Below are 16,629 nucleotides of genomic sequence, written 5' to 3'. Positions count from 1 at the left end.
GTGACCCAACGCCTGATGCACTACTCAAGGACCTTTGGCCCGCTGTGCGCGCCTTAGGTCTCTTTTATGTGCGGGTTGGCTCAAGCCAGCCTTGAAAGGAATGACCTGTGGTCGGGCCCTGCGCGTGATGTTGCGCCCAGGGCGTGGATCTCGGAGTCGTGAGACGCCGGTGCCGACCGCCCCCCACCGGGCGCGCACACGCTCCTGCCGCGCGTCCCGAACCCACGAGGATCGACCATGGCGTCCAGCCTGACGAAGGACTCGGCCAGTACCCCTGGCTCTGAGAAGACCTTCTTCGGCCACCCCCGCGGACTGGCCACACTCTTCATGACCGAGATGTGGGAGCGTTTCTCCTACTACGGCATGCGCGCTCTGCTCGTGCTCTACCTGGTCTCCGGCGGCGCCGACGCCGCCACCGGCAGCCAGGGCGGCGGCCTTGCGTACACCGCAGCGACCGCCACGGCCATCTACTCCGTCTACGTGGCCATGGTCTATCTCATGGCCATGCCCGGAGGCTGGATCGGCGACCGCATCTGGGGCGCCCGCAAGACCGTCGCCATCGCGAGCATCGTGATCGTCGCCGGCCATGTGTGCCTGGCCCTGCCGAGCTCGGCGATGTTCTTCGTCGGTCTGGCCCTGGTCGCGGTCGGCTCGGGTCTGCTGAAGGCCAACATCTCGACGATGGTCGGCCAGCTCTACAGCGACCCGAAGGACCTCCGCCGCGACGGTGGCTTCACCATCTTCTACATGGGCATCAACCTCGGTGCCTTTGCCGCGCCCTTCGCCATCGGCATCCTCGGCGAGAAGGTCAACTGGCACCTGGGCTTCGGCCTGGCCGCGATCGGCATGGCGCTCGGCGCGATCCAGTTCATGGTCGGCTCCCGCCACCTGTCCGCGGAGAGCAGCAAGGTCCCGAACCCGCTGTCCGCCGAAGAGAAGCGCGGCGTCATCGTCAAGACGCTGGCCGCCGTCGCCGTGATCGCGGCGTTCTACTCCGTCGTGGCCTTCACCGACGTCTACCGGCTCACCCTCAACTGGGCGCTGCTCCCGATCACCGTGGCCGGTCTGCTGATCCCGGTCGCGGTACTGGTCAAGATCAAGCGGGACAAGGACCTCAACACCGAAGAGCAGACCAAGATGACGGCGTTCATCTGGTTCTTCGTGGCCGCCGCGATCTTCTGGATGATCTTCGACCAGGGCGCGTCGACGCTGTCCCTCTTCGGTGACTCCAGCACCTCCCGGGACATCTTCGGCTGGGAGATGCCGAACACCCTGTTCCAGTCGCTGAACCCGGGCTTCATCATGCTGCTCGCCCCGGTCTTCGCCGCCGTGTGGATCAAGATGGCCCGCAGCGACCGCGAGCCCAGCACGATCGTGAAGTTCTCGATCGCCCTCGTGGTGGCCGGCGCCTCGTTCTTCGTGTTCCTCGTCCCGATGGGCATGGCCACCGGCGACACGAAGGTCACCATGTGGTGGCTGGTGCTGATCTTCCTGATGCACACGGTCGCCGAGCTGTGCCTGTCCCCGGTGGGACTGTCCCTGACCACGAAGATGGCGCCCGCGAAGTACGCCTCCCAGATGATGGGAGTCTTCTTCCTCGCCGTCACCGCGGGTGACAGCGTGACCGGCATGCTCGCCATCGCCGGGGTCGACCTCAACGGCCGGGGCATGGTCGCCCTGGAGGCCGCGGCCGCGGTGCTCGCCGGCTTCGCGGTCTACACGGCCCGCAACAAGGTCAGGGCGCTCATGGGCGACGTGCGCTGACCCGCATAGACCCACGCTCGAACTGAGGGCCGCCGCACCACCCGGTGCGGCGGCCTTTCGCGATTCTGCGGGCGCGGGGCCGCAGGGCGGTGAAGCATCTGGCCATGCGTCGTACGTTGCCGGCCCTCGCCCTGAGTGTGGCGTTGCTGTCGTCCAGTGCCGCCGTGCAGGCCGCTCCCGAGCCGCCGCCCGGCAAGACCTTCCCGTACGGGGGCCACCCTCGGCAGACCCTCACCGTGTACGGCGACGGGGGCCCCGCCCTGCTGATCCTGCACGGCGGGTCCTGGGTGCGGGACACCGACTGGAGCGGCTGGGCCCGGTGGTTCGCCGGGCAGGGGTTCACCGTGTACGACACCGACTACCGGCTCGCCACCGACGCCGCCTGGCCCGCGCAGCGCGACGACGTGCTCGCGGCGCTGCGGTGGGTGGCGCTGCGGTCGGGCGAGCGGCCGCTGGTGCTCGGATCGTCCGCGGGCGGGCATCTCGCCCTGAGCGCCGGGGCGTACGGGGCCGGTGCCTCGCAGGTCCGCGGCGTCGTCGCCCTCTCCCCCGTCGCCTCGCCCTACCGCGCCTGGGCGGACGGCGGGCGGCCCGCCGCCTCGTCCGCGCAGCGCGGGCTTCGGCGGTCGGCCCAACTGCTCGCGGGGTGCTCGCCGGACCGGGGCGGGCAGTGGTGCTGGAACCAGTGGGGCGACCTCGCCGCCACGTCGCACGCATCGGGCGCGGACGACGCGCCCATGCTCCTCGCCCACTCGGCGGGGGACTTCGTGCCGGTCGCACACGCGGATGAACTCGCCCGATCTCAGGCGGTGTTGGGGATGACGGACGCCACCGTGCGCGTCGAGCCGGGAGCGGCGCATGGGGGCGTACTCCTGAAGTCGCCCAAGCTGAGGCGACTGGTGCTGGGGTGGTTACGCGAGCACAGCGCCTAGGCAGGGTCACCGCATGGCCGGCCACCTGAACGCCGGATGCCCGGCCCTCGCCTGAAGGCCCTGAGCGCCGGGGCGTACGGGGCAGGTGCCTCGCGGGTCCGCGGCGTCGTCGCCCTCTCCCCCGTCACCTCGCCCTACCGCGCCTGGGCGGACGGCGGGCGGCCCGCCGCCTCGTCCGCACAGCGCGGCGGGAGATTTCGTGCCGGTCGCGCACTCGACGGAACTCGCGGGTACGCAACAGGAGTTGAGGATGAGGGACGCCACCGTGCCCGTCGAGCCCGGGGCCGCTCACGGGGGCGTACTCCTGAAGGAGCCACGCCTCAAGCGGGCCGCGCTGCGGTGGCTACGGGAGCACTCTTAAGGGGCGCCGAGGGGCGCCCCGTAAGGGGCGCGGGGAACTGCGCGACCAGCCACGACGGCCCCGCAGAATTCCCCGCACCCCCAGCAGAGCGCTAGCGCAGGCCGCCCCTCCGCCTCGGCAGGAACGTGAACACCGCGCCGCCCAGCAGGATCACCGTGCCGGCGACCAGGCCCAGGGCCCGCAGCGCGCCGTTGTCGTCGGCGCCGGTCTCGGCGAGGTCACCACCACCAGAGGACGAACCCCCGGCGGAGCCACCCGTGTCGGAGCCGCCCGCGGATCCGGACCCGCCGGCCGCGCCGCCGGGCTGGGCCGCCGTGTCGATCTCCAGGGACACCTCCGTCTTGGCCGGCGTGCAGGTCGTCGTCGTACCGAGTGCCTCGACCGTCAGGACGCCCGGCGAGAGCGTCGACTTGCCGTCGGCGCCCGGCTTGTAAGTGCCGGTCAGGTCAGGGATGTTGATCGGTTCGCCGGACTTGATGGGCTCCTTGTTGGTGGGGCCCTCGACGTGCACCGTGCCCTTGTCCGCGCCGCCCAGCTTGACCTCCATCGACGGCTTCACCGAGTCCGCGGGGATGTCGGCGGGGCTGTCCATGACGGACTTCTTGAACTGCACGGTCAGGCCGTAGTTCCCGCCGTCCTTCTTCGCGTCGATCTGGACGGGGGACGTCGCTTCCTTGTCGCCGATGGGCGTCTTGCACTTGTAGGGGATCTGGACTTCCTTGCCGGTGAAGTCGGTCTCGCCGCCGCCTCCGCCGGTGGAGCCGCCGGTCGAGCCGCCTCCCGTGTCGCCGCCCGTGTCACCACCGGTGTCGCCACCCGACGAACCGCCCGTCCCGCCGGTGTCCCCGCCGGTCGAGCCACCTGACGTACCGCCGCCTGAACTACCGCCGCCGTCCGTCACCTTGATGGTCGCGCCCGCCTTGACCTCCTCCTTCGGCGTGCACTTGGTGTCGGTCGACATCGGCTTGCTGACGTTGATGTTGTACGCGTCCGGGGTGAGCGTGACGTCGCCCGCCTTGGTCAGTTTCAGTTTGCCCTTCATGCCGGACAGGACCATCGGGCTGTTCTTCTTGATCGGCGGATTGACCCGCTCGCCCGCCATCGCCAGGTCCCCGGTCTGACCGCCCGCCACCTTGATGGTGCCGGTCGGCTTCACCGTGTCCTTGTCGAGGTCGAGGATGTCCGGGTTCTTGGACGCGGCCTGGGTCGTCTTCCATACGACCTCGACCTCGTCGCCCACCTTCGCGGTGGCCGGCGCGGTGATCTCCACCTTCGTGGTGCCCTGCACCGGCGGCAGACCCGAGATCGCCGGCGGGATGCACTCCGTCTTGTACGCCACCTCGGCCGCCTGCGCGGGGCCCGCCGCAAACAGGATGCCCGCCCCGCCAAGGAGGAGCGAGACCGAGGCCGCGCCCGCTCTCCGTCGTTTGCTGATCACGTGTTTCCCTTCGTCGTATTCGTCGTCGGGCTGTTCTCTGACGGTGCGGAGAGCTGTCCGGCGGGTGCGGTCCCGCCGGGGTCGGTGTCAGGGGTGAACCACGGGAGGGCGGTCGTTTGCGTACCGGGTTCCTCCGTGACGGCCGGCTTCGTACGCTGCTTGCCGCGCGCCGCCTGATCCGCCGCGACCGCCCCCTGAGGCAGCCGCAACTTCGGCAGCCGGTCGGTGAGTTCGGCGAGCCTGCCGGTGCGGTGCCGCCCCGCGGAACGGCTGCGCGCGCCGCCTCGGCGGTTCGGGCGGAGCCTGTCCACCACCGCCATGCCGATGCGGAAGACGGCCGCCGGCACGACCACGCAGAGCAGGATCCAGAAGAGGGTGACGCCCCAGGGGCGGCCGACGCCCCAGGGCTGCTCGGCGAGGACCTTGCCGCCGAACTTCAGCGAGACCAGGTAGCTGCCGTGCGCTCCCGCCGAGAGCTCCACCGGCAGTATGATCTGCGCCTTCTTGCCGGGGGCTATGGTGCCGCGCCACTGCTGCTCCTCCCACTGCGGGGCGAACACGCCGTGGGAGGTGCCCACTTGGAAGATCGGGTCCTTGACGGGGGCGGAGCCGACGTTGCCCACCGTGAAGACGAGCTTGCGGGACGGCGGGGCGCCGAACCAGGTCAGTACGCCGCTGGAGCCTTCCAGGCGGGTGTCGGTGAGGACGGAGAGCCTGCCGCCGCCCTGCTGCTCGGACAGGGCTTCGACCGGGTGGCCCGCGACCTTGAAGGGGGCGTCCGCCTGGGCCTTCTCCCCCGTTACGGTCGCCACGTGGACCACGCAGGGGCAGGGCTCCGGAGGCTCCGCAACGGGGAGCTTCTTGGTGAAGGTGCCGTCGCTCTTGGTGGTTACGGCGAGGCCCTCCGCGTTGGCGCAGGAGTTCGTGCCGCCGGGGACGCCTCTGGCCGGGGTGGCCTGGCCGCAGATGAGGATCATCAGGAGGGCGTCGGGGCGCCAGGCCTTGCCCTTGACGGTGATGTCGCCGCCTTTGCCGGCCTGGGCCTTGGAGAGGGTGACCTTCGGCTTGTCGGCGGCTGTGGCTTGAGCTGCCGGGAGCAGCAGCGCCGCGAGTGCCGCGAGCGCGGCGGCCATGGCCATGCACCACTTGCCGCCTCGCTTACCAGTGCCCGGCAGTGCAGCGTTGTGCCCACCCTTCCCCAAGCTCTCGGCTCCGCTCGAGCAGGGGAGACCCCACTCGCCGTGCGGAACGCCTGCCCACAACGGGGAGTCGTTCACAGTCGCTCGTCCCTTCCCGTGCCCGCTGCCGTCAACTCACGTTCCCTGATGCCCTGTTCAAGCTCATGCGGCGGTGGTTCGTCCGTTGCCTCCCGGCGTCTCCGTACGAACCAGAACGCCGCCCCCGCCGCCCCCAGCAGCGCGGCCCCCGCCACCCAGCCCCACGGCACAAAGCGCACCGAGGCTGATGCCTCGTCCCTGGCATCGCTCGCCGCCGTCACCGTGAGGGTCACCTCGGCGGAGTCGAGGGACGGCGCGTCCTTCCACGGTTCCGTCAGGGTGACCCTGCGGCCGGGGAGGAGTTCGATCGGGAGGGGGCGGGCGGGGCGGTCCAGGAGGGTGCCGAAGAGGCCCTCGGCGCGGATCGCCAGCTTCGGGGTCAGGACGGTATTGCCGCGGTTCACGATGTCGTACGTGATGCGCGAACCCTCCGCCTTCACCTTCTCCACCGTCAGCGCGGACAGCGTGGGACCGCTGACCCGCAGATGCACACGGACCCCCGCGTCGCGCCCGCCGCCGCGCGCGACGATCGCGCCGGGGTGGTCGCCCGGTATGGCGCCCTCGGGGACGCTCACGCTGAACGGCACCTCGGCGCGGGTGCGCGGAGGCACCTTCACCTTGCGCCGGGCGAAGGTGATCCAGGAGCCGGTGTCGGTGGGCTTCCCCCGGTCCAGGGAGAAGGCGCCGCCCCGTGTGTTGTCCGCGTCCGCGCCGGTCAGCTCGATCGTGCGCGGCTTCGACCCCGGATTGGTGACCGTCACCGTGTCCTCGAGGACGGAACCGGGCGTGCCCTCCACATAGAAGTAGGGCCGCCCGTCCTTCGCGGGCCGCGTCCCGCCTCCGGCCGACGGCGCGACGGACCACGCTCCGGACTCGTCGGCGTACCCGGGCGTCGCCACGGCCGCGCCCGTCACCAGTAGGGCCACGGCCAGGGGGAGAGCGCGGGCAACGGACAGCAGCGACGGCATCGGCGGCTCCTGGGTCTTCGTACGCGGCGGTCGGAATGAGGGCGCGCGCGGTCACCGCGTCCCCACGACGCCGCGCACCGCGCCTATCGCGAACGCGCCGCCTGGTTCCTGCGGGTCAGCCACAGCGCACCGGCCGCGCCCGCGAGCAGCACCGTGCCGCCCAGGGTGCCGAGCGCGATCGCGGAGTCCGCGGGTCCGGTCTGCGGGAGTTCGTCGCCGCCGGAGGGGGGGCTCGCCGAGCCGCCGGAGCCGCTGTCTTCACTCGATCCGCCGCCCGTGGTGCCGCCGCCGCCCGATCCCTCCACGTCAAGGGAGAGCGAGGGCTTGGGGCTGTTGGACGGGGTGCACGTCGTCGTCGTACCGAGCGCCTTGATGGTCAGGACACCGGCGGTGAAGGTGACCTTGCCGCTCTTCTTCGGCGTGTACGTCCCGGTCAGGTCGCTGATCTTGATGGGGGTGTTGGCGGGGATCGCCTTGTCGTTGGGCGCCCCGGACACCGGGACCGTGCCGCTCTCGGCGCCGCCCAGCTTGATCAGCGCGCTCGGCTTCATCGCGCCCTTGCCGAGCTCCACGGGGCTGGAAGAGACGCCCTTCTGGAAGGACATGGTGAGTTTGTAGCCACTGCCGCTCTTGACGCTCTTGATGTCGATCGGCGAGACCGCGCCCTTGTTCCCGATGGGCGTCTTGCACTGGTAGTTGACGTCCTGGACCTCGGCCTGCGCGGCGGGGGCGGCCATCAGCACCGCCGAGCCACCGGCCAGAGCCGTGGCGAGCGCGAGTGCGGCCCTTCGTTTCTGGTGAGACACCTCAGGTTCCCCTCATGCCGGTCGTGGCGTGCCGCGGGGTGCGGATTTACTGACGGCACATCAGATTGGGCGCTCAAGGTACGCCCGGGGCCTTGCCGAGGGAAGACAAAGAACGCGCCGGATCTGTAGTGATCCGGCGCGTGAACGAACCGTGGGTAACCCAAGGGGGAATTGGGCGGGCGCTACACAGGGCGGCCCGAGCGCGCCCTACACGGGCGCGCTCAGCTCCGCCCACACCGTCTTGCCGGAGACACCGGGGGTCCTGACGACCCCCCAGTCCAGGCAGAGCCGCTGCACTATGAACATCCCGTGCCCGCCGGGCCGCCCCGCGCGGTGCGGCGTGCGCGGCGCCGGCTGGCCCGCGCCGCGGTCGGAGACCTCTATGCGCAGCACCTTGGCGTCGGAGGAGAGCCACAGCTCGTCCGGACCCTCGGCGTGCAGACACGCGTTGGTCACCAGCTCGGAGACGACGAGGAGAACATCCTCCGCGGCCGCGCGCTGGTCGGCGCCCGCCGCGGGCAGCCAGCCCCACGCCTGCAGGGCCTGGCGCGCGAAGTCCCGGGCGAGCGGGACGATGCCGCTCGCGCCGTTCAGGCTCAGCCTGCGGACCTGGCGACCCTGACCGACCGCAGCCGCGGGGGCCGGGCCCTCGGGAGCGTCCGCGACGGCGGCCTCCGACTCCGGGCCGCGGTCGCCCGGCGAGTAAGGCCGGGTGGTGCTCATCAGCGCTTCACCTCACCGACAAGGGGACTCTGGACAAGTAACTGGACAAGATTGATTTAGGGACTTCTGACGGGACTTCTGGCGCGACTTCCGACGGGACTCCTGACCGGACTTCTGCTGACGGATCCAGGGTGTCTCCTGCCCGGCCGAACCGTGAGAACACCCACTTATTCGGTGCGACCCGTGTGACGCTGGTAACGCGACGATCACGCAGAGACAACTGGCGCGTAACTCTTGGGTACGTTCCGTGAGCCGGGCGCCCGCTCAGAGGGTCAGCGCCGCTTCTAGCGTCTCGTGGACGGTGAAGACCGCATCGGCCCCGGTGATCTCGAAGACCCGGGCCACCACCGGCTGCATTCCCGCCAAATGGACTCCGCCTCCCGCGGCCTCGGCTTTGAGCCGGGCCCCCAGGAGCACGTTGAGTCCCGTGGAGTCCATGAACTCCAGCCTCGAACAGTCGATGACAAGGCGCGAGAAGCCGTCGTCGAGGCAGCTCTCGAGTGGCTCACGCAACAGATCGGCGGTGTGGTGATCCAACTCACCCGCCGGAGTCACGACGGCACTCGGGCCCTCTCCTCGCACTTCGACCAGAAGTCGGCCCCGATGTGCGCTGCCGACCGTCCCGCGGTCCATTCCGTCACTCACTTCCGACCGTCGTGGCTGTTGATGACGCCCTCGAACATTACCGCCCTCTGTACGCCCCGGGTACCCGAACATCCCCCCGAATTCGGACATTTCGTCGCAGAACGCACTTGCGACCGGGCTGTGGAAGCGGGTAGGGGTAGAAGAGACAGCAATCAACACGGACGGCTTTGGAGGCGCCGCACACCGCAGTGCACGTATTGGCATCGGCAGCCATATGCCGAGAACGATGGAGGACACCATGTCACCCCGGCTCGACGAATCGCATACTGACCAAGCGACGTCGACACTCCCGACGCACCACATCGAGACAGCGATCCCGGGCCCCCGCACGGACGGCACGCCGGAAGTCCCTCCGGCCCTGCAGGCCGTGACAGACACGGAAGCCCTGGAGCACGGGCTCGCCGATCTCCCCGAGATCCCGCCGTACGCCGAGGTGGGGCCGCTGGACGCGAGGGCCCTGTCCAAGACGCTCTTCGAACGCCTCGAGTCGCTCGAGGAAGGCACGCACGAGTACGCGTACGTCCGCAACACGCTGGTCGAACTCAACCTCGCCCTGGTGAAGTTCGCCGCCTCCCGGTTCCGCTCCCGCAGCGAGCCGATGGAGGACATCATCCAGGTCGGCACCATCGGCCTGATCAAGGCGATCGACCGCTTCGAGCTCAGCCGCGGCGTCGAGTTCCCCACCTTCGCCATGCCGACCATCGTCGGTGAGATCAAGCGCTTCTTTCGCGACACGAGTTGGTCGGTGCGCGTGCCGCGCCGCCTTCAGGAACTCCGACTGGACCTCGCCAAGGCGGGCGACGAACTCGCCCAGCAGTTCGATCGCGCCCCCACGGTGGGCGAGCTCGCCGAGCGCCTGGGCATCTCCAACGACGAGGTCGTGGAGGGCATGGCCGCCTCCAACGCGTACACGGCAAGCTCGCTGGACGCCCAGCCGGAGGAGGACGACTCCGAGGGCGCGCTTGCGGACCGCATCGGTTACGAGGACCACGGGCTCGAAGGCATCGAGTACGTCGAGTCGTTGAAGCCGCTGATCGCCGAACTGCCGCCGCGCGACCGGAAGATCCTGTCGCTCCGCTTCGTCGCCAACATGACGCAGTCGGAGATAGGCGACGAGCTCGGCATCTCCCAGATGCACGTGTCGCGACTTCTGTCACGAACTCTCGTCAAGCTCCGCAAGGGTCTGACCGTCGAGGAGTGATCCCCGAGCGTTGCCCAAGCTGTCCTCAATCGCCGGACGGGCTCAATGAATTGAGCTGCCCGTCCGGCGATTGCATTTTCTCAGCTGTCTGTTGCTTTCAGCTCTGCAGCTGCTTTCAGCTCTGCAGCGCCGCCGCGACGGCTGCCTCCGCGTGGATCCGGGTGGTCGGAAACAGCGGGACCTCGCTGTGCTCCTGGCCGATGAGGAGCTCGATCTCGGTGCAGCCGAGGATGACGCCTTCGGCCCCGCCCCGTACGAGATCGGCGATGACCCCCTGGTACGCCGCGCGGGACTCGTCCCGCACCACCCCCACGCACAACTCCTCGTAGATCACTCGGTGCACGAGCGCCCGCCCCGCCGCATCCGGAACAAGGACGTCCAACCCCCGCGAGACAAGCCGCTCCCGATAGAAGTCCTGCTCCATGGTGAACGCGGTGCCGAGCAGCGCCACACGCCGCACCCCTGCGTCGAGCACCGCGTCGGCGGTCGCGTCCGCGAGGTGGAGCAGCGGCACGGAGAGGGCGCCCTGCACCTGGTCGGCGACCTTGTGCATGGTGTTGGTGCAGATCAGCACGAGGTCGGCGCCGGCCGTCTCAACTCCCTTGGCGGCAGCGGCGAGCAGCTCCCCGGCCCGCTCCCACTCCCCCGCGACCTGCAGCTCCTCGATCTCCGCGAAGTCGACGGAGTACAGCACGCAGCGGGCGGAGTGCAGCCCGCCGAGCCGCTCCCGTACGAGTTCGTTGAGCAGCCGGTAGTACGCGGAGCTGGACTCCCAGCTCATGCCGCCCAGCAGCCCGATGGTCTTCATGGATGTCACCTCTCCGTCGCGGCCAGTTCGAGGACCGTGGGGATCACGGCGAACGTGGCGTCCATGTGCGCGACCAGCGCCGCGCGGTCCTGCTCTCCACCCGGAGTGGACCATTCCTTGAGCGCAGCGCGCCACGCCGAGAGCATCAACTCCAGAAGCAGCCGCACCCGTAGCGGGCCGATGTCCGCACCCGGCCCCGGGCCGAGCCCGGCGACGGCGATCGCGACGACCTCGTCGGTGACCTCCGCGCAGTGCCGCAGGCTGTGGGCGTTGAGCGCGGGCGTGGCATCGGCGAGGGCACGGCTCGCCAGGAACCGCCGCTCCCAGCCGTCCTCCATCCCCGCCACGGCGACGTACAGCGAACGCTTGAAGACGGCGAGCAGCGGCTCCCCCGCGAACGTCCGCTCGCCGATGTCCTCGACATAGGCCCGCCAGAGCTCCCGCTCGGGCGCGAGTGCGACGTCCTCCTTCGAGGCGAACGTACGGAAGAAGGTGCGCTTGGAGACTTCGACGGCCTCGACGAGTTCGTCGAGCGTGGCGGCGCCGAAGCCCTTCTCGCCGAACAGCTGGAGCGCCGTCTCGACGAGCGCCCGCCGCGTACGCAGCTTCTTCCGCTCGCGCAGCGGCAGTTCGCTCCGCCCGCCGCCGCCCGTCGTACCCGTCTCGCTGTCCGCCATGGCGTCATCCTAGCCCTGCTCGCCCCCCGTGAGCCTTTGCCTCTTGATGCCTTATGCCACTGAGTGGCACTATCTTCGCCATGCGAGCACTGACGATCGACCACTCAGCCCCCGGCCGCCTCACCCTCCGCGAGGTCCCCGACCCGAAACCCACCCCCCATCAGGCACTTGTCCGCATCCACTCCTTCTCGGTCAACCACGGGGAGGCGGCGTTCGTCGTCCCGAACGGCGAGGAGGGCACGATCCCCGGCTGGGACGCGGCGGGGGTCGTCGTGCGGGCGGCTGCCGACGGCTCGGGCCCCGCGACCGGCACGCCTGTCGTCACGCTGGGGGCAGCGGGCGCCTGGGCCGAACTCCGCGCCGTGGACGCGGACTTGATGGGTTCGATCCCCGAAGGCGCGGATCTCGGCGCGGCAAGCGCGCTGCCGGTCGCCGCCGGGTCGGCACTGCGCGGGCTGCGGCGCCTCGGCCCCATCCTGGGGCGCCGGGTCCTCGTGACGGGCGCGAGTGGCGGCGTCGGCCGGTTCGCGGTGCAGCTCGCGGCGCGCGGCGGCGCGCATGTCGTGGCGGCGACGAGCGACCCCGCCAAGAGAGAGGCACTGATCAGCCTGGGCGCGCATGAGGTCGTGGCGGCCGACGCCCTCAAGGACATCGCGCCGGTGTACGGGGTGATCGACGTGGTCGGCGGCCCTCAACTGGTCTCCGCGTACGACGCGTTGGCACCGCACGGAACACTGGTGGCCATGGGCCACAGCTCGGGAGCCGGGGAGGACTTCCCGTACGGCGCGCTCTTCGGCGACGGCGGCCGCCACGACCGCTCCGTGACGACGTTCTTCCTGATGGACGACGCGGAGGGCCTCGGCACCGACCTGGAGTGGCTGGCGTCGCTGGTCGCCCGCGGCGAACTGGACCCCCAGATCGGCCGCCGCGACGACTGGGGCCGCACGGGAGAGGCACTGGCCGCGCTGCTGGGGCGGGAGGTCGCGGGGAAGGCGGTGCTGGACATTCCCGTGGCGGGCCTCTAGGGCAGCGCGATGCCGTGGATCACGGCCGGTCTTCCGTAGGTGACGGGCCTTGGCGTCTGACCCTCGGCAGTCGGCTGCCGGGTCATGCACTGATCACCCGCCACACGCATATACGGGCTGGTCAAGTCACCTTCTGCCGTGACTTGTCCTCACTGCTCTATGCGACTACGTGACTAGCCTGCGGTCGCCCTTGTGGCAGGGGTATGTCCATCCGTAGCTTGCTGACCACACAGACCGGAGGGGTCTCAGTGGACGAACTGCGGATGATTGCTGGTGGACCGTGCACCAGCGACGACGACAAGTGCGGGAACGGCGACTGCCCGACCGTGTACGCGACGCCGGAACCCGGCATGTTGGCGATTCAGGGCTACGACGTGACCCACCCGACGCCGGATGGCGAATCGGTCGTGTTGATCCCGGAGGACATCCTGAAGGAGGCGGCCCGTGCCCGTGGATGGCTCTAGCCCCGTACTGCTGGACGGCGACGCGTGGCAGGCGTACTTCCGCGATTTCAAGCGTTCCGCCTTCCGGCTCGAGGTGCACCAGACGTACACCATGCCCGCCGAGGCTGAGACCCTCCGCGACTTCCTTGCAGGATCCCAGAGGCCCGAGGGATTCAACGCGTCGTGGCATCGGACGATCAGAGAGCATGCGGCGGCCGGGCGGACGATGACACGCGCCAAGATCGTGCGCCGACCGCTCACACCGTACAGCCGGTATCTGTTCGAGTGGTGCATCCCCGGAAATGTTGCAGCCGGGGAGGACTACCAAATGGTTGATGTGACCGACCGACCGAACCCTGGACTTCCTGAACAGGATTTCTGGATGTTCGACGAATCGACGGTCGTACACCTCAACTACCGCTCCGACGGAACGCAAATCAACCGCGAGCTGATCCAAGACCCAGACATGGGTAAGTATCTCGCGTGGCGGGATCTCGCCCTGGAAAGTGCCGTACCGTTCAGTGCCTATCGAACCTGAGACGCAAGCACGGGAACGGAAGGATTTGGCGGAGGCCCTTCGAGGTCTCCGCCGCGCTTCCGGCCTCAGCGGTGAGCGCCTGGCGCTCCGCTGCAACATGAGCCAGACAAAGATCAGCCGCATCGAGACTGGCCGCGCGCTGCCCACGGTCATTGACGTTGAGCGAATCCTCAGGGCTTTGGCCGTACCCGACGAGGTTTCCAACGAGCTGTTACGGCTGGCGCGCAGGGCCAATGTTGATTACGCGTCTTGGCGCGCTTATGCGCGTGTTGGCCTCTACCACAAGCAAGCCGAGCTGAAGGCACTTGAGTCTTCCTCGCGGGTGATGCGGCACTTCCTGCCCGCCATCCCTACCGGCCTCCTGCACGTTCGCGAGTACGCCGTCGAGACGCTGTCACCCACGGTGGACAGCGATCCTGCCAGGGACGTCCTCAGGGCAGTGCAGGCCCGCATGGACCGCCAGGCCATCTTGGACGACACGTCACGCTCGTTCTGGTTCCTGATGACCGAACAGGCCGTGAAATGGCGACGGGCGAGCGCCGGAGCCATGGCAGCACAGTGTGCGCACATGGCAAAGGTCAACAGGAAGCCCAACGTCGAGATTGGGATAGTCCCGCAAGGAGTGCAGGTTCCCGGTACGCCGATGAACATCTTCGTCGTCTACGACGACCGCCTTGTGACGGTCGAACTGTTCTCCGGGGAAGTCGTATTGCGTGACCCGAGGGATATATCCCAGCACCTGAGTCTGTTCGACCTGTTCTGGTCTCATGCCCTCACCGGCGATGACGCTTCAGCCTTTCTGGCCGATACCGCTGAAGGCTTTATGCGTCAACGTAACTAGCGCTCTACATTTCCCTGTTGGGGCGCAATGATGGCTTCACCAATTGAGCAGGAAGGTGCAGCTATGCAGAACAGAACTGACCTGTACGGCCTCCCCATCTCCGAGGCCGCCGTGTTCAGCAAGGCATGTGGAGGCAACACGCACCCGGACGGCGAATCGTGCGTGACCCTCTCCAAGATCGGCGAGGACGCTTGGGCGGTGGGTGACAGCAAGCGGCCCGACGTCACGCCGTTGCGCTTCACCACAGCCGAGTTGGACGCGGCCGGTATCGACCCGGCGAGGTTCGGGCTCTCCGCCTGACCGCCCGCGCGGCCTCCGGTTGGGCTCCGCTCTCTCCGACAGGGCAGAGACCTGCCGGAGGCCCCGCTCCCTACTCCCCTGAACGGGACGACAGTTGCACCACCACGGTTATCTGTGGACCGGACCCAAGCAACGCTTCGACGACGAGGCCCTGCGTCGGCCTCCGCCCCTACACCCGCCCCCGGACGGCAGCCGGCCCGAGCTGGTCCAGCGCCACCGGGAGGTGAAGGCGGAGTTCCCCGTCATTGACCTGCCGCCGCTGGAAACGGCGTACTGGCTGATCAAGCCGGAGAAGCTCATCCGGGGTACGTGGGAGGAGCCGAAGGAAGCCGCGGACTGGCTCGGGGAGCGGGTGGCCGAGTACGCGGCTCGGTTCGACTCCGAGGGCGGGCGGGAGGGGGCACGCCTCGCGATACTCGTCGACTCCGCTGTCGAACGGCTCGGTTGGGGTGGGGATGTCGCACACGGCTGCTATCTGGAACGGCCCTCCTTCCTGTCCGTCGCCCTGGTGTGCTGCTCCCCGAACCGCTCCCTGCCCGAACTGCCCTGCCCCGCAACAGGCGTCAGCCGACGCAAACCCCCCGCCGCCACACCTCCCTGACCAGCGGAACCCCCGGCCGGTAGGCCAGGTGGACGTGGCTCGGGGCGTCGAGGAGGGCCAGGTCGGCGCGGGCGCCCTCGCGGAGTACGCCGATGTCCGTGCGGCGCAGGGCCGCCGCGCCGCCCGCCGTTGCCGACCAGATCGCCTCGTCCGGGGTCATGCCCATGTCCCGTACCGCCAGGGCGATGCAGAAGGGGACCGAGGACGTGAAGGACGAGCCCGGGTTGCAGTCCGTGGAGAGGGCCACCGTCGCGCCCGCTTCCAGGAGGCGGCGGGCGTCCGGCCACTCGGCGCGGGTGGAGAACTCCGCGCCCGGGAGGAGTGTCGCCACCGTGTTGCTGTTCGCCAGGGCGTCGACGTCCGCGTCCGTCAGGTGTGTGCAGTGGTCCGCCGATGCGGCGTCCAGTTCTACCGCCAGTTGGACTCCCGGGCCGTACGAGAGCTGGTTCGCGTGGATGCGGGGGTGCAGGCCGCGTGCCTTGCCCGCCGTCAGGATCGTGCGGGCCTGGTCGCCGTCGAACGCGCCCTTCTCGCAGAAGACGTCGATCCAGCGGGCGTGGGGGGCGCAGGCTTCCAGCATCTCGCCCGTGACCAGTTCGACGTACGCCGCCGGGTCCTCGGCGTAGTCCGGGGAGACGATGTGCGCGCCCATGTACGTGACCTCGTCCGTGTGGCGGGACGCGATGCGTAGGGCTCGGGACTCGTCCTCGGTGTTCAGGCCGTAGCCCGACTTCGTCTCGAACGTCGTCGTGCCCTGGCGGAGGGCCTCCGCCAAGTAGTGCGTGAGGTTCGCCTCCAGCTCGGCGTCCGTCGCCGCGCGGGTCGCCGCCACCGTCGTGCGGATGCCGCCCGCCGAGTACGCGCGACCCGACATGCGGGCGTTGAACTCCTGGGTGCGGTCGCCCGCGAAGACGAGGTGGGAGTGGGAGTCGACAAAGCCGGGGATCGCTGCCTTCCCCTGGGCGTCGTGGGTCTCGTCTGCCGCCGGGGCCTTTGCGGCGGGGCCGACCCAGGCCACTGTCTCGCCGTCCAGTACGACGGCGGCGTCCTGGATCAGGCCCAGAGGACTGCCGTCGCCCTGGGACGGGTCGTTGGTGACGAGGCTGGCGATGTTGGTGATGAGGGTGGTGGTGGCCATGTGGGTCTCCGTGGGTGGGGGGGGCTGAGGTCCGAGCGGTTTCCTTTCCCCGATCCCGCCCCTTCCCGAACTTTCCGGCTCCGCCGGCCGTGTACGTACCGTCATCACCGGCTCCGCCGAGTTCGTCCTCAAACGCCGGACGG

Annotated in this window: 18 protein-coding genes; 9 read left to right on the top strand and 9 right to left on the bottom strand. The window is 69.4% G+C overall.

All coding sequences use genetic code 11. The features are described 5' to 3' along the window. The first annotated feature begins 237 nt into the window (after positions 1 to 237). On the top strand, positions 238 to 1,764 hold the full coding sequence (locus AB0G47_RS18700) for an oligopeptide:H+ symporter (protein ID WP_360770717.1): 1,527 nt from the start codon (positions 238 to 240) through the stop codon (positions 1,762 to 1,764). Positions 1,765 to 1,868: 104 nt separating this feature from the next. Then, positions 1,869 to 2,696 (top strand): alpha/beta hydrolase, encoded by an 828-nt coding sequence (locus AB0G47_RS18695; protein ID WP_360770714.1) that lies wholly within the window; start codon positions 1,869 to 1,871, stop codon positions 2,694 to 2,696. 452 nt (positions 2,697 to 3,148) lie between these two features. On the opposite strand, the gene AB0G47_RS18690 is transcribed toward AB0G47_RS18695, so the two are convergent. The 6 genes from AB0G47_RS18690 to AB0G47_RS18665 form a co-directional block, all read right to left on the bottom strand. Next, positions 3,149 to 4,495 carry a hypothetical protein gene (locus tag AB0G47_RS18690; RefSeq protein WP_360770711.1) on the bottom strand — a complete coding sequence of 449 codons (1,347 nt, stop codon included), beginning with the start codon at positions 4,493 to 4,495 and terminating at the stop codon, positions 3,149 to 3,151. Then, the gene (locus AB0G47_RS18685) at positions 4,492 to 5,628 is read right to left on the bottom strand and encodes a hypothetical protein (RefSeq protein ID WP_360770876.1); all 1,137 of its coding nucleotides are present in this window, start codon (positions 5,626 to 5,628) and stop codon (positions 4,492 to 4,494) included. Before AB0G47_RS18685 ends, AB0G47_RS18690 begins: the two co-directional genes overlap by 4 nt. 140 nt (positions 5,629 to 5,768) lie before the next feature. Next, complete coding sequence (locus AB0G47_RS18680) at positions 5,769 to 6,740, bottom strand: DUF916 domain-containing protein (protein WP_360770708.1); 972 nt, start codon at positions 6,738 to 6,740, stop codon at positions 5,769 to 5,771. 83 nt (positions 6,741 to 6,823) lie between these two features. Beyond that, positions 6,824 to 7,546: an LPXTG cell wall anchor domain-containing protein gene (locus tag AB0G47_RS18675; protein WP_360770706.1), complete on the bottom strand. Its 723-nt coding sequence runs from the start codon at positions 7,544 to 7,546 to the stop codon at positions 6,824 to 6,826. Positions 7,547 to 7,753: 207 nt separating this feature from the next. Further along, complete coding sequence (locus AB0G47_RS18670) at positions 7,754 to 8,269, bottom strand: ATP-binding protein (RefSeq protein WP_360770703.1); 516 nt, start codon at positions 8,267 to 8,269, stop codon at positions 7,754 to 7,756. Positions 8,270 to 8,533: 264 nt separating this feature from the next. Next, positions 8,534 to 8,902, bottom strand: a complete 369-nt coding sequence (locus AB0G47_RS18665; protein ID WP_360770700.1) for an STAS domain-containing protein — start codon at positions 8,900 to 8,902, stop codon at positions 8,534 to 8,536. Positions 8,903 to 9,140: 238 nt separating this feature from the next. Between AB0G47_RS18665 and AB0G47_RS18660 the strand changes: the two genes are divergently transcribed. After that, positions 9,141 to 10,115: an RNA polymerase sigma factor SigF gene (locus AB0G47_RS18660; protein WP_360770697.1), complete on the top strand. Its 975-nt coding sequence runs from the start codon at positions 9,141 to 9,143 to the stop codon at positions 10,113 to 10,115. Positions 10,116 to 10,230: 115 nt separating this feature from the next. Here AB0G47_RS18660 and AB0G47_RS18655 read toward each other — a convergent pair whose 3' ends face one another. Then, on the bottom strand, positions 10,231 to 10,923 hold the full coding sequence (locus AB0G47_RS18655; RefSeq protein ID WP_360770695.1) for an aspartate/glutamate racemase family protein: 693 nt from the start codon (positions 10,921 to 10,923) through the stop codon (positions 10,231 to 10,233). A gap of 5 nt (positions 10,924 to 10,928) precedes the next feature. Beyond that, the gene (locus AB0G47_RS18650) at positions 10,929 to 11,600 is read right to left on the bottom strand and encodes a helix-turn-helix domain-containing protein (protein ID WP_360770692.1); all 672 of its coding nucleotides are present in this window, start codon (positions 11,598 to 11,600) and stop codon (positions 10,929 to 10,931) included. 80 nt (positions 11,601 to 11,680) lie between these two features. Here AB0G47_RS18650 and AB0G47_RS18645 point away from each other — a divergent pair, with 80 nt between their 5' ends. The 6 genes from AB0G47_RS18645 (at position 11,681) to AB0G47_RS18620 (ending at position 15,348) form a co-directional block, all read left to right on the top strand. Beyond that, on the top strand, positions 11,681 to 12,625 hold the full coding sequence (locus tag AB0G47_RS18645) for a zinc-binding dehydrogenase (RefSeq protein WP_360770689.1): 945 nt from the start codon (positions 11,681 to 11,683) through the stop codon (positions 12,623 to 12,625). A 263-nt stretch (positions 12,626 to 12,888) separates the two neighbouring features. Then, the gene (locus tag AB0G47_RS18640) at positions 12,889 to 13,089 is read left to right on the top strand and encodes a hypothetical protein (protein WP_360770875.1); all 201 of its coding nucleotides are present in this window, start codon (positions 12,889 to 12,891) and stop codon (positions 13,087 to 13,089) included. Continuing rightward, complete coding sequence (locus AB0G47_RS18635; RefSeq protein WP_360770686.1) at positions 13,070 to 13,606, top strand: DUF6879 family protein; 537 nt, start codon at positions 13,070 to 13,072, stop codon at positions 13,604 to 13,606. Before AB0G47_RS18640 ends, AB0G47_RS18635 begins: the two co-directional genes overlap by 20 nt. Then, entirely contained in the window at positions 13,575 to 14,447 is an 873-nt protein-coding gene (locus AB0G47_RS18630; protein ID WP_360770683.1) for a helix-turn-helix transcriptional regulator, read from the top strand. The genes AB0G47_RS18635 and AB0G47_RS18630 overlap by 32 nt, the downstream gene beginning before the upstream one ends. Before the next feature lie 63 nt (positions 14,448 to 14,510). Continuing rightward, positions 14,511 to 14,747 (top strand): DUF397 domain-containing protein, encoded by a 237-nt coding sequence (locus tag AB0G47_RS18625; RefSeq protein ID WP_360770680.1) that lies wholly within the window; start codon positions 14,511 to 14,513, stop codon positions 14,745 to 14,747. Between the two features lie 94 nt (positions 14,748 to 14,841). After that, the gene (locus AB0G47_RS18620) at positions 14,842 to 15,348 is read left to right on the top strand and encodes a hypothetical protein (RefSeq protein ID WP_360770676.1); all 507 of its coding nucleotides are present in this window, start codon (positions 14,842 to 14,844) and stop codon (positions 15,346 to 15,348) included. On the opposite strand, the gene hutI is transcribed toward AB0G47_RS18620, so the two are convergent. Next, positions 15,311 to 16,486, bottom strand: a complete 1,176-nt coding sequence (hutI, locus tag AB0G47_RS18615) for an imidazolonepropionase (protein ID WP_360770673.1) — start codon at positions 16,484 to 16,486, stop codon at positions 15,311 to 15,313. The two genes, AB0G47_RS18620 and hutI, sit on opposite strands and share 38 nt — an antisense overlap. Between the last annotated feature and the right edge of the window lie 143 nt (positions 16,487 to 16,629).

Origin of the sequence: Streptomyces sp. NPDC021622 (assembly GCF_040640795.1) — a bacterium.
Lineage (GTDB): Bacteria > Actinomycetota > Actinomycetes > Streptomycetales > Streptomycetaceae > Streptomyces.
This window is presented reverse-complemented; position numbering and strand designations above follow the sequence as displayed.

What these genes read in the sequence shown, in the direction of transcription:
- AB0G47_RS18700 (WP_360770717.1), top strand. Translation starts at nt 238, where the DNA reads ATGGCGTCCAGCCTGACGAAGGACTCGGCCAGTACCCCTGGCTCTGAG.
- AB0G47_RS18695 (WP_360770714.1), top strand. Translation starts at nt 1,869, where the DNA reads ATGCGTCGTACGTTGCCGGCCCTCGCCCTGAGTGTGGCGTTGCTGTCG.
- AB0G47_RS18685 (WP_360770876.1), bottom strand. Translation starts at nt 5,628, where the DNA reads ATGGCCGCCGCGCTCGCGGCACTCGCGGCGCTGCTGCTCCCGGCAGCT.
- AB0G47_RS18680 (WP_360770708.1), bottom strand. Translation starts at nt 6,740, where the DNA reads ATGCCGTCGCTGCTGTCCGTTGCCCGCGCTCTCCCCCTGGCCGTGGCC.
- AB0G47_RS18670 (WP_360770703.1), bottom strand. Translation starts at nt 8,269, where the DNA reads ATGAGCACCACCCGGCCTTACTCGCCGGGCGACCGCGGCCCGGAGTCG.
- AB0G47_RS18665 (WP_360770700.1), bottom strand. Translation starts at nt 8,902, where the DNA reads ATGGACCGCGGGACGGTCGGCAGCGCACATCGGGGCCGACTTCTGGTC.
- AB0G47_RS18660 (WP_360770697.1), top strand. Translation starts at nt 9,141, where the DNA reads ATGGAGGACACCATGTCACCCCGGCTCGACGAATCGCATACTGACCAA.
- AB0G47_RS18655 (WP_360770695.1), bottom strand. Translation starts at nt 10,923, where the DNA reads ATGAAGACCATCGGGCTGCTGGGCGGCATGAGCTGGGAGTCCAGCTCC.
- AB0G47_RS18650 (WP_360770692.1), bottom strand. Translation starts at nt 11,600, where the DNA reads ATGGCGGACAGCGAGACGGGTACGACGGGCGGCGGCGGGCGGAGCGAA.
- AB0G47_RS18645 (WP_360770689.1), top strand. Translation starts at nt 11,681, where the DNA reads ATGCGAGCACTGACGATCGACCACTCAGCCCCCGGCCGCCTCACCCTC.
- AB0G47_RS18640 (WP_360770875.1), top strand. Translation starts at nt 12,889, where the DNA reads ATGATTGCTGGTGGACCGTGCACCAGCGACGACGACAAGTGCGGGAAC.
- AB0G47_RS18625 (WP_360770680.1), top strand. Translation starts at nt 14,511, where the DNA reads ATGCAGAACAGAACTGACCTGTACGGCCTCCCCATCTCCGAGGCCGCC.
- hutI (WP_360770673.1), bottom strand. Translation starts at nt 16,486, where the DNA reads ATGGCCACCACCACCCTCATCACCAACATCGCCAGCCTCGTCACCAAC.